The 8,328-nt window shown below is 71.6% G+C and carries 11 protein-coding genes and 6 tRNA genes; 8 read left to right on the top strand and 9 right to left on the bottom strand.

What is annotated here, in order from left to right:
- Positions 1-53: 53 nt before the first annotated feature.
- Both QMK28_RS33065 and QMK28_RS33060 read right to left on the bottom strand, forming a co-directional pair.
- A tRNA-Val gene (locus QMK28_RS33065) sits at positions 54-125 on the bottom strand.
- An 87-nt stretch (positions 126-212) separates the two neighbouring features.
- Positions 213-716: a TIGR02611 family protein gene (locus tag QMK28_RS33060; protein ID WP_326443384.1), complete on the bottom strand. Its 504-nt coding sequence runs from the start codon at positions 714-716 to the stop codon at positions 213-215.
- Between the two features lie 190 nt (positions 717-906).
- On the opposite strand from QMK28_RS33060, the gene QMK28_RS33055 reads away from it, so the two are divergent.
- A complete protein-coding gene (locus QMK28_RS33055) occupies positions 907-1,320 on the top strand; it encodes an SsgA family sporulation/cell division regulator (protein WP_003959770.1) in 414 nt (137 codons plus the stop codon).
- A gap of 227 nt (positions 1,321-1,547) precedes the next feature.
- Positions 1,548-2,105, top strand: a complete 558-nt coding sequence (locus QMK28_RS33050) for a CGNR zinc finger domain-containing protein (RefSeq protein ID WP_326443383.1) — start codon at positions 1,548-1,550, stop codon at positions 2,103-2,105.
- Between the two features lie 79 nt (positions 2,106-2,184).
- Here the strand turns inward: QMK28_RS33050 and QMK28_RS33045 are convergent, their stop codons facing one another.
- A complete protein-coding gene (locus QMK28_RS33045) occupies positions 2,185-2,340 on the bottom strand; it encodes a hypothetical protein (protein WP_326443382.1) in 156 nt (51 codons plus the stop codon).
- Positions 2,341-2,408: 68 nt separating this feature from the next.
- The gene (locus QMK28_RS33040; RefSeq protein WP_326443381.1) at positions 2,409-2,912 is read right to left on the bottom strand and encodes a hypothetical protein; all 504 of its coding nucleotides are present in this window, start codon (positions 2,910-2,912) and stop codon (positions 2,409-2,411) included.
- A gap of 155 nt (positions 2,913-3,067) precedes the next feature.
- Between QMK28_RS33040 and QMK28_RS33035 the strand changes: the two genes are divergently transcribed.
- Entirely contained in the window at positions 3,068-3,625 is a 558-nt protein-coding gene (locus tag QMK28_RS33035; RefSeq protein ID WP_326443380.1) for a DsbA family protein, read from the top strand.
- 17 nt (positions 3,626-3,642) lie between these two features.
- Here QMK28_RS33035 and QMK28_RS33030 read toward each other — a convergent pair whose 3' ends face one another.
- From QMK28_RS33030 to QMK28_RS33020, 3 genes are all read right to left on the bottom strand, one after another.
- Positions 3,643-4,479 (bottom strand): GNAT family N-acetyltransferase, encoded by an 837-nt coding sequence (locus QMK28_RS33030; RefSeq protein WP_326443379.1) that lies wholly within the window; start codon positions 4,477-4,479, stop codon positions 3,643-3,645.
- Between the two features lie 89 nt (positions 4,480-4,568).
- Positions 4,569-5,390: an aminotransferase class IV gene (locus tag QMK28_RS33025; RefSeq protein ID WP_326443378.1), complete on the bottom strand. Its 822-nt coding sequence runs from the start codon at positions 5,388-5,390 to the stop codon at positions 4,569-4,571.
- Positions 5,387-6,460 (bottom strand): chorismate-binding protein, encoded by a 1,074-nt coding sequence (locus QMK28_RS33020; RefSeq protein ID WP_326443377.1) that lies wholly within the window; start codon positions 6,458-6,460, stop codon positions 5,387-5,389. The genes QMK28_RS33025 and QMK28_RS33020 overlap by 4 nt, the downstream gene beginning before the upstream one ends.
- 148 nt (positions 6,461-6,608) lie before the next feature.
- Between QMK28_RS33020 and QMK28_RS33015 the strand changes: the two genes are divergently transcribed.
- The 5 genes from QMK28_RS33015 (at position 6,609) to QMK28_RS32995 (ending at position 7,045) form a co-directional block, all read left to right on the top strand.
- Positions 6,609-6,681 (top strand) — tRNA-Gly (locus QMK28_RS33015).
- 32 nt (positions 6,682-6,713) lie between these two features.
- Positions 6,714-6,787, top strand: a tRNA-Cys gene (locus QMK28_RS33010).
- A 1-nt stretch (position 6,788) separates the two neighbouring features.
- A tRNA-Val gene (locus QMK28_RS33005) sits at positions 6,789-6,860 on the top strand.
- Positions 6,861-6,882: 22 nt separating this feature from the next.
- Positions 6,883-6,954 (top strand) — tRNA-Val (locus QMK28_RS33000).
- 19 nt (positions 6,955-6,973) lie between these two features.
- Positions 6,974-7,045, top strand: a tRNA-Val gene (locus tag QMK28_RS32995).
- 107 nt (positions 7,046-7,152) lie between these two features.
- Here the strand turns inward: QMK28_RS32995 and QMK28_RS32990 are convergent.
- Both QMK28_RS32990 and QMK28_RS32985 read right to left on the bottom strand, forming a co-directional pair.
- Entirely contained in the window at positions 7,153-7,482 is a 330-nt protein-coding gene (locus QMK28_RS32990) for a TFIIB-type zinc ribbon-containing protein (RefSeq protein ID WP_326443376.1), read from the bottom strand.
- Positions 7,483-7,552: 70 nt separating this feature from the next.
- On the bottom strand, positions 7,553-8,328 hold a 776-nt coding region (locus QMK28_RS32985), incomplete at its 5' end, for a phosphotransferase family protein (protein WP_326443375.1).

Raw genomic sequence — 8,328 nt, 5'->3', positions numbered from 1 at the left:
GGTGAAATATCGAAGGCCCGGAGGATGAGATCCTCCGGGCCTTCGATTCCGGGTGGGCGATACTGGTTTCGAACCAGTGACCTCTTCGGTGTGAACGAAGCGCTCTCCCACTGAGCTAATCGCCCGGGCGCACGGCCAACATTACCGCACGCCGACGCGTGCCCGTGACCAGTTCCGAGGCCCTCGCGAGGGCCTCGGCGACCCGCCCCGGATCACTCGTTGACGTTCCACGGCATCTCCAGCCCGAACTTCCAGACGTACACGCTGACCGCCGCGGCGATGATCACCAACCCGATGGTCATCAGGATCACGTTGCGCCGCCGCACCCGGGGATCGAGCGCCTTCTGCGTCGCCTGGGTCACCTTGTGCTTGGTCCACCGCAGCACCAGTTGGGCCCAGACGAACTCGGTCGCCCACACCGCGATGCCACCGAAGATCACCAGCCAGCCGGGGCCCGGCAGCGGCAGCATGACGATGCCCGCCGCCACGATCGCGAGCCCCACCACGAAGACCCCGACCTGCCAGCTCAGATGCAGGGTCCGGGAGGCCTTGATGAACCTCGGCGCACGCGATCCCAGCGGCAGCGCGCCGGCGCTCCCGCCGCCCGTGGCAGCTGTGGTTCCGTCCCCTTTCGCAGCGGTCGTTCCGTCCCCCGTCGCGGCGTCGGTGGGCGCCTCGTCGACGTTCCCCCGACGTCCGTCACTCTCCGCATTCATGCCGCCAAACCTACCCGACCGAAGTCGGTCGCTGGAATGAACCCTCGGGGTAAACCTCGATTCCGCCGTACGAGCTACCTCAAGCACCTCAAAACACTCACAGGGGTTTACAACGGCACCGTAGGTGGCATGTCGATTTCGCCGACGTGCGAATCCCCGAGCGCACACTGAGCGAAAGGCCCTGGCGCTTATGAACACCACGGTCAGCTGCGAGCTGCACCTGCGCCTCGTTGTGTCGAGCGAGTCCTCACTGCCTGTACCCGCGGGCCTGCGGTATGACACGGCCGATCCCTATGCCGTGCACGCCACCTTCCACACCGGAGCGGAGGAGACGGTCGAATGGGTATTCGCCCGCGATCTCCTCGCTGAGGGCCTGCACCGGCCCACCGGCACCGGCGACGTCCGTGTCTGGCCGTCCCGGAGCCATGGTCAGGGCGTTGTCTGCATCGCCCTGAGCTCCCCGGAGGGCGAGGCCCTGCTCGAAGCCCCGGCGCGGGCTCTGGAGTCGTTCCTCAAGCGGACCGACGCCGCCGTGCCACCAGGCACCGAGCACCGTCACTTCGATCTCGACACCGAGCTGTCGCACATCCTGGCCGAAAGCTGAGACCGGGCGAGAGCTGAGACGCACCGCAGAAACATCCGCACAGTCCCGCTCACCGCTCGTAGCCGTCCGACTCGGGGCGACGGCTCGGGCCCGACATTCGCACAGGTCATTCGTCGAACCACGACGCCGTCACCGCGGAGCCACCACGGTGACGGCGTCGTCGTGTGCGCTACCCGCTAGAGTCGGCCGACAGGCAGCCGCCGATCTCACCCGCCAGGGAGCGAACTGTGCTGATCACCCACGACACCCGGTGCGCGCTCGACGGCGTCGTGGATCTGGTGAACACCGCGCCCGACGGCGACGAGCCGGACACCCTCGCCGATCTCGACGCACTCCGCGCCTTCATCGTCCGCAACGACATCAGCGACATCGGCGCGCTCGACGAGCGCGACCTGACAGCCGTACGGTCCGTGCGCAGCAGGCTGGCGCGGGTCTTCGCCGCCCCGGACACCCGCTCCGCGGTCGAACTGCTCAACGCGCTCATCGCCGAGGCAGGCACCACCCCGCGGCTCACCGACCACGACGGCTACGACTGGCACGTGCACTATTTCGCGCCGGGCGCCTCGGTCGCCGACCATCTCTCGGCCGACGGCGGGATGGCGCTGGCCTTCCTGCTCGTGGCCGGGGAACGGGAGCGGCTGCGGCGCTGCGAGGCCCCGGACTGCCGGCGCGCGTTCGTCGACCTCTCCCGCAACCGTTCCCGCCGCTACTGCGACAGCCGCACCTGCGGCAACCGTCTGCATGTCGCCGCGTACCGGGCCCGGCGCAGGGAAGCCGCGAACTGAGCCGCGGCCCTCGCTCCCGCCGGGGCGGACCCGCTCGACCACCGTCCCTCTCAACCACCGCCCCGGCTCCGGCGCCGCCTCACCAGCGGTACAGATCATGCGCGGCGGCGAAGAGGATCAAACCGCCGATCACGGTCAGGAAGAGCATCAGCGGCGGCTGCGACAGGGCGAAAAGGCAGCCGCGCGGTTCGGGGGCGCCGGAGTCGTCTCCGGGCACGGCGAATTCATCGTTCATCTCGCGCAGATGATGGCGCAGCGGTGGGCCCGCTGTCGATCAACGCGGGTTCGAAACTGACGAGTTCGTCAGATTCCGTGCTTCTTGAGAATCGCTTCGATGTCCGAGAAATCCTCCTTGCCGCCCGCGGCCTTGGCCTTCGGCTCGGGCCGCGCAGCCGTATGACCTGCGCCGAGTGAAGGAGCGGAGGCACTGGGGGCCACAGCGGTGCGCTGCGCGGCCGCGGCTGCGCGGCGTTCCTTGCGGGTACTCGTACGAGTGGTGCGCTCTTCCGTGCGATCCGCGCCCCGGCCGCTCGCGAAGCGGGTCGCGACGTAGAGCACGACCGCGACGGCGAGCACGCCGAACCCGGCCCACACGGTGGGCTTCAGCACCAGATCGGCGGACCAACCGCCCACCGCGCGGCCGATCTTGCCGCCGAGGCCGATGAGTCCGGCCATCGCCAGGCCGACCGGGAGCAGCGAGAAGGCCGCGATGCGGGTGGCGGCGAGGAAGCGCCTGCGGTACGCGGTCAGCAGGGCGATCGCCAGGCCGGCCGCGGACAGTGCGGCACAGACGGTCGTGGTCAGCATCCGGTCCTCCTGACGATGGGTGTCCGTCTCTCCATCCTGCACCGTCGGGCGCCGCGCGGGCCACGTATCGGGCCCGGCCTCAGGGACATCTCCGGGCAATGATCCTCCGCAGGTCCCGGTTCGGGGCCGGGCTCGCGGGCTGGGAGACTGCTGCCATGAGCGATGCCGGTTCCAGCAGTCCTAGCAGCCCCAGTGCCCCCAGCAGCCCCGTCCGCCACATCCTGGACGTGTGGTGCGAGCTGCAGTGCCCCGACTGCGATTCCGCGCTGACGGATGTGCGCGCGCTGCGCGCCCGTTACCCGGACACGCTGGAGATCCGGCTGCGGCACTTCCCGCTGGAGAAGCACAAGCACGCCTACGCCGCCGCCCAGGCCGCCGAGGAGGCGGCCGACCAGGGGCAGGCGTGGCCGTACGTGGAGGCGGTGCTGGCCCGCACCGGCGAGCTCGCCCGGCGCGGCGAGCCGCTGCTCATCGAGATCGCGGCGGAGCTGGGTCTGGACGCCGAGGAGATGGACACCGCCCTGATCGACGGCCGGCACCTGCTGATCGTGGACGCGGACCAGGCCGAGGGCAAGGCGATCGGGGTGACGGGCACGCCGACGTACGAGATCGGCGGCGAGCTGCTGCACGGCGGCAAGAGCCAGCAGGGGCTGCGCGAGCGGATCGAGGCGATCGTGGACCGGCTCGTCGCGGAGCAGGGCCCCCGTCTTTAGGGCTGCAGCGGCGGTCTTCAGGGCAGCAGCGGCTTGAAGAAATGCCGCTCGACGACGCGGTAGCCGAGCGACTCGTAGAGCCGCACCGCCGGAGCGTTGTCCGCGAAGACGTTGAGGCCGAGCGTGTGCTCACCGGCCGCCAGGCACTCCCGCTCGGCTACCAGCATCAGCGAGCGGCCGTGTCCGCGACCCCGGTGCTCGGCGGCGACCTCCACCTCGAAGACGAAGCCGCCGCGCTGGTGCGGCGCGCTCAGCGCCACCCAGAGGGTGCCCACATCCGTGCCCTCGTGCACGAGCACCCGCAGGGCGGTGTCCGGCGTCGCCGGGCCGTACGGGAGCGCCGCGTCGTGATCGGTCACCGCGATGGCCTCGGCCTGTTCCGGCGAGACCCCTCGCGCGGTGAGGTCCTGGATGTAGCCGGCCTGCGCGGCGGCCAGCCAGGCCGGGTATTCGGCGTCGTTCATGGGGCGCGCGACGCTGCCGGCGGGCAGCTCGGGCTGCTCCGTCAAGCTCTTGACCATGTTCCGGCCGCGTTCCGCGTAGCCGAGCGCGCTCACCAGCCCGAGCGCCGCGTCGCCGCTCCCGGCCGGGATGCTCGCCTCGACGCGGGCGCACCCCCAGCCGCGCAGCACCTCCTCCGCCGCGAGCGCCGCGACGGTGGCCCGGCCGCGCCGCCGGTCCTGCTCGTCGATCTCCAGCCGTACGATCCGCCCCACGGACGAGCCGAAGCGCTTGTCCGTGGCCAGCTCGACGGCGCCGACGGGGCGGCTGTTGACGCACACCTGATAGCGGCGGGACTTGCCGCCGGACCGGTCGTGCTCGATGGGCCTGGTGGGGCGCAGAGTGGTGGTCATACGGTGTCGGTCTCCCCCGGTTCGCTGACGTCGTTGAAGTTCTACCCGCCGCGCGCCCGTACGTCATCCCGCTCGGGGCCCTGATTCGCTCACGGGTCGACGTCGGCCGCCGCGCGCTCGTCGAAGATCCGCATCGCCTTGGCCGTGACCGGGCCGGGCGCACCGGGCAGTTCGCGGCCGTCCACCCGGTGCACGCTCTGCACATCGCGCAGCGTGGAGGTCAGGAAGATCTCCTCGGCCCGGTCGAGGACGTCCAGCGGCAGGTCCGTCTCCGCGGCGCCCGTCCATTCGACGGCGAGTGCGCGGGTGATGCCCGCGAGACAGCCGGAGGAGACGGGCGGGGTGTGGAGTTCGCCGTCGAGGACGACGAAGACGTTGGAGCCGGTGCCCTCGCAGAGCCGGCCGACGGTGTTGGCGAACAGCGCCTCGGACGCGCCGCTTTCGCGGGCTCGGGCGAGCGCGACGACGTTCTCGGCGTACGAGGTGGTCTTCAGGCCGGTGAGCGCGCCGCGTTCGTTGCGGGTCCAGGGCACGGTCACGGTGGCGGTGGTGTCCGGGCGCCGGCTCACCCCGCCGAGCGCGACGATCAAGGTGGGCCCGGCCTCGCCGCGGTCGGAGCCGAGCGGCGAGGTGCCGCCGGTGTAGGTGATCCGCAGCCGCCCGAGCGGCATGGGGTTCGCGTCCAGCACCGCCGCGCAGGCCCGGCGCACCTCGTCGAGGTCCGGGTCCGGGAGGCCGAGGCCGCGGGCCGAGACGGTCAGCCTGTTCAGGTGCCGGGTAAGCGCGAAGGGCTGCCCCTCGGTGCTCCTGAGCGTCTCGAAGACGCCGTCTCCGACGGTCAGGCCGTGGTCCAGCACCGAGACCCGCGCGCGGTCGGCGTCGTGCAACGCCCCGTCGAGCCAGATCTTCATCGTGATTCACCTCGTGTCGCCGGTCTGTTGGCTTTCCCCTGCTCCCCCGACGCTATCGCGAGCAACCGGGACGCCTTCAGCTCGGTCTCGTCCCATTCCCGCTCGGGATCGGATCCCCAGGTGATTCCCGCGCCGGTGCCGAAGCGCAGCACGGGCCCGCCGGGGGCGCTCCGGTCGATCCAGAAGGTGCGGATGCCGACCGCCAGCTCCCCGGTGGCGCGGTCCGCGTCGACCCAGCCGACCCCGCCGCAGTAGGGGCCGCGCGGCGCGGTCTCCAGGGCTTCGATGACGCGCAGCGCGCTGGACTTCGGCGCGCCGGTGACCGAACCGGGCGGGAAGGCCGCGCCCAGCAGCCGCTGCCATCCCGTGCCCTCGGTCAGCTCGCCGCGCACGGTGGAGACGAGGTGGACGAGTCCGGGGTGCGCCTCCACCTCGCAGAGCGCCGGGACGGTGACCGAGCCGGGCACGCAGACCCGGCCCAGGTCGTTGCGGACCAGGTCCACGATCATCACGTTCTCGGCGTGGTCCTTCTCCAGCAGATCCGCTTCCGTACGGCCCGTCCCCTTGATCGGGCCGGACTCGATGTCCCGTCCGGTCCGGCGCAGGAACAGCTCGGGGGAGGCGGTGGCCACCTCGACGCCGTGCGCGGGCAGCCGGACGGTGCCCGCGTAGGGGGCGGGGTTGCCGTGCGCCAGCAGGGCCGTCAGCGCGTCCACGTCCGCTGTCGCGGGGGCGGGCAGCGGCGCGGAGAGCACCCGGCAGAGGTTGGCCTGATAGACCTCGCCGGCCGCGATGTGCTCGCGGATGCGGCGTACGCCCGCGGTGTAGGCGGCGCGGTCCAGGGAGGAGGTCCAGGCGGCGGGCGCGGGGCCCTGCCAGCGGCCCGGCGCGGCGGCGGGCACCGGCGCGGGGCGGACGTCCGCGAAGCGGGCGCAGGTCAGCCGGCCTTCGAAGTCCGCCACCACGGCCCACCAGCCCCGGGAATCCAGGGCCGCGGGATCGCTGGTGACATCACGCAGGTCGGAGGCGAGGAGCCCGCCGAAGCGGGCCATCGGAGGCAGGTCGTGCACGGCTGCGAGTCTATGGCCGCGCCGCCGGGGACGCCCCGGCCAGGTGACCTGCCGCGCACGCTGCGCAAACGGAATTTGAGCTGGCCCGGGAATCCGCTAGAGTTCAACACGTCGCCGGGTCGCGCAAGCGCCCCGGAGTACGACACCTGCGGACGTAGCTCAGTTGGTAGAGCATCACCTTGCCAAGGTGAGGGTCGCGAGTTCGAATCTCGTCGTCCGCTCGAAGTAAGGGATTCCCGTCCCTTACGACGCTGGTGGAGTGGCCGAGAGGCGAGGCAACGGCCTGCAAAGCCGTCTACACGGGTTCAAATCCCGTCTCCACCTCCAAGGACGATTAGCTCAGCGGGAGAGCGCTTCCCTGACACGGAAGAGGTCACTGGTTCAATCCCAGTATCGTCCACTGGATCCGCAAGGATCTTCCCGCGCGATTAGCTCAGCGGGAGAGCGCTTCCCTGACACGGAAGAGGTCACTGGTTCAATCCCAGTATCGCGCACGTATCACGAGAGTCCCGAGGACGATTAGCTCAGCGGGAGAGCGCTTCCCTGACACGGAAGAGGTCACTGGTTCAATCCCAGTATCGTCCACATTGATCGGCTGAGGGCCGGAGCGAAAGCTCCGGCCCTCAGCCGTGCGCCCGGCCGGTGATCGCCCGGCGGGCTCGCGCCCGGCCCCGCGGGGCCGGGCGGCGGCCTCAGGAGGAGAACAGCATCCGGCCGAAGCCGCGCTGGCCGTGCTTGTTGTGACCGTGCTGGCCGTGCTGGCCATGCTGGCCATGGGGTCCCTGGTGCGGGGCGCCCCAGGCCGGGCCGGCCGCCGGGTATCCCTGCTGCTGCGGCGGCGCGGTCGGGTACGCCTGCGGTGCGGGCGGCGGCCCCTGCTGCGACCACTGTGATTCGAGTCGGGTCAGCGACTCCAGTTCCCCGTAATCCAGAAAGATCCCCCGGCAATTGGCGCACTGCTCGATCTGCACGCCATTGCGGTTGTACGTCTGCATCGGCGCATGGCACTTGGGACACTGCATGGTCGGCTCAACTCCTCAATTCCGGCTGCTGGCCCCGCCGGAAGATCCCCCCGGCGATGATGTGTTCACCCTACGATGCCGATTCTGCCGCCAACTCGGCCGGGAGCGAAGCCATCCGGGCGCAGGCGTCGACCAGCGCCTGTTCGTCCTCGTCCAACGGCCTGCTCCCGGCGTCGGCCCTGGCGAGCGCCAGCGCGGCGCTCTGCACGGTCAGAGCGCGGGCCGGCACGTCGAGCCGGGGCCAGGGGTCGCCGTCCCGGGGCACGGCCCGGCCGCCCGCCGCGCGGTAGGCGTCGAGGAAGCGGGTCCACACCTCGGGGGCGAGCAGGCCGGTCGCGTACCAGGCGGCCGGCCGGGCCAAGTCCCAGGCCGGATCGCCGAGGCCGAGGTCGTCGATGTCGATGAGCAGCCAAGCGCCGTCGGGCGCGGGATGTCTGACGAGCTGTCCGAGGTGCAGGTCGCCGTGGCAGAGCCCCGTCACCCCGGTCAGCGCGGGCCGTGCCCCCTCGTATCGGACCCAGTCGGGCAGCCGCGACCAGCCGCGCAGCACCGCGAGCGTCGCGGCGGAGGAGCCCGAGGGGTCGACAGCCCGCATCCGGGCGATCGCGCGGGCGACCTTGGCAGGGCCGCGCATCGGCGGCAGCGGGCCGGGGAGTTCGTCCGGCCGCACGGCGTGCAGCCTGGCCAGCAGCACGGCGGTCTCCTCCCACGGCGCGGCCTCCGGATCCGCCGGCGACACCGGTTCGCCGACCGGCCATCTGGTCACGCCCCGGCCGTCTGCGCTCATCCCGAGCAGCCCGGCCGAGCCGGCCGGCGGCAGCGGCAGCGGGGGCAGCAGTACGCCGC

This window comes from Streptomyces sp. H27-D2, from assembly GCF_035828615.1.
Lineage (GTDB): Bacteria > Actinomycetota > Actinomycetes > Streptomycetales > Streptomycetaceae > Streptomyces.
The sequence above is the reverse complement of the archived record's forward strand: the minus strand, read 5'-3'. Positions and strand labels throughout refer to the sequence as shown.

What these genes read in the sequence shown, in the direction of transcription:
- QMK28_RS33060 (WP_326443384.1), bottom strand. Translation starts at nt 716, where the DNA reads ATGAATGCGGAGAGTGACGGACGTCGGGGGAACGTCGACGAGGCGCCC.
- QMK28_RS33055 (WP_003959770.1), top strand. Translation starts at nt 907, where the DNA reads ATGAACACCACGGTCAGCTGCGAGCTGCACCTGCGCCTCGTTGTGTCG.
- QMK28_RS33045 (WP_326443382.1), bottom strand. Translation starts at nt 2,340, where the DNA reads ATGAACGATGAATTCGCCGTGCCCGGAGACGACTCCGGCGCCCCCGAA.
- QMK28_RS33040 (WP_326443381.1), bottom strand. Translation starts at nt 2,912, where the DNA reads ATGCTGACCACGACCGTCTGTGCCGCACTGTCCGCGGCCGGCCTGGCG.
- QMK28_RS33035 (WP_326443380.1), top strand. Translation starts at nt 3,068, where the DNA reads ATGAGCGATGCCGGTTCCAGCAGTCCTAGCAGCCCCAGTGCCCCCAGC.
- QMK28_RS33030 (WP_326443379.1), bottom strand. Translation starts at nt 4,479, where the DNA reads ATGACCACCACTCTGCGCCCCACCAGGCCCATCGAGCACGACCGGTCC.
- QMK28_RS33025 (WP_326443378.1), bottom strand. Translation starts at nt 5,390, where the DNA reads ATGAAGATCTGGCTCGACGGGGCGTTGCACGACGCCGACCGCGCGCGG.
- QMK28_RS32990 (WP_326443376.1), bottom strand. Translation starts at nt 7,482, where the DNA reads ATGCAGTGTCCCAAGTGCCATGCGCCGATGCAGACGTACAACCGCAAT.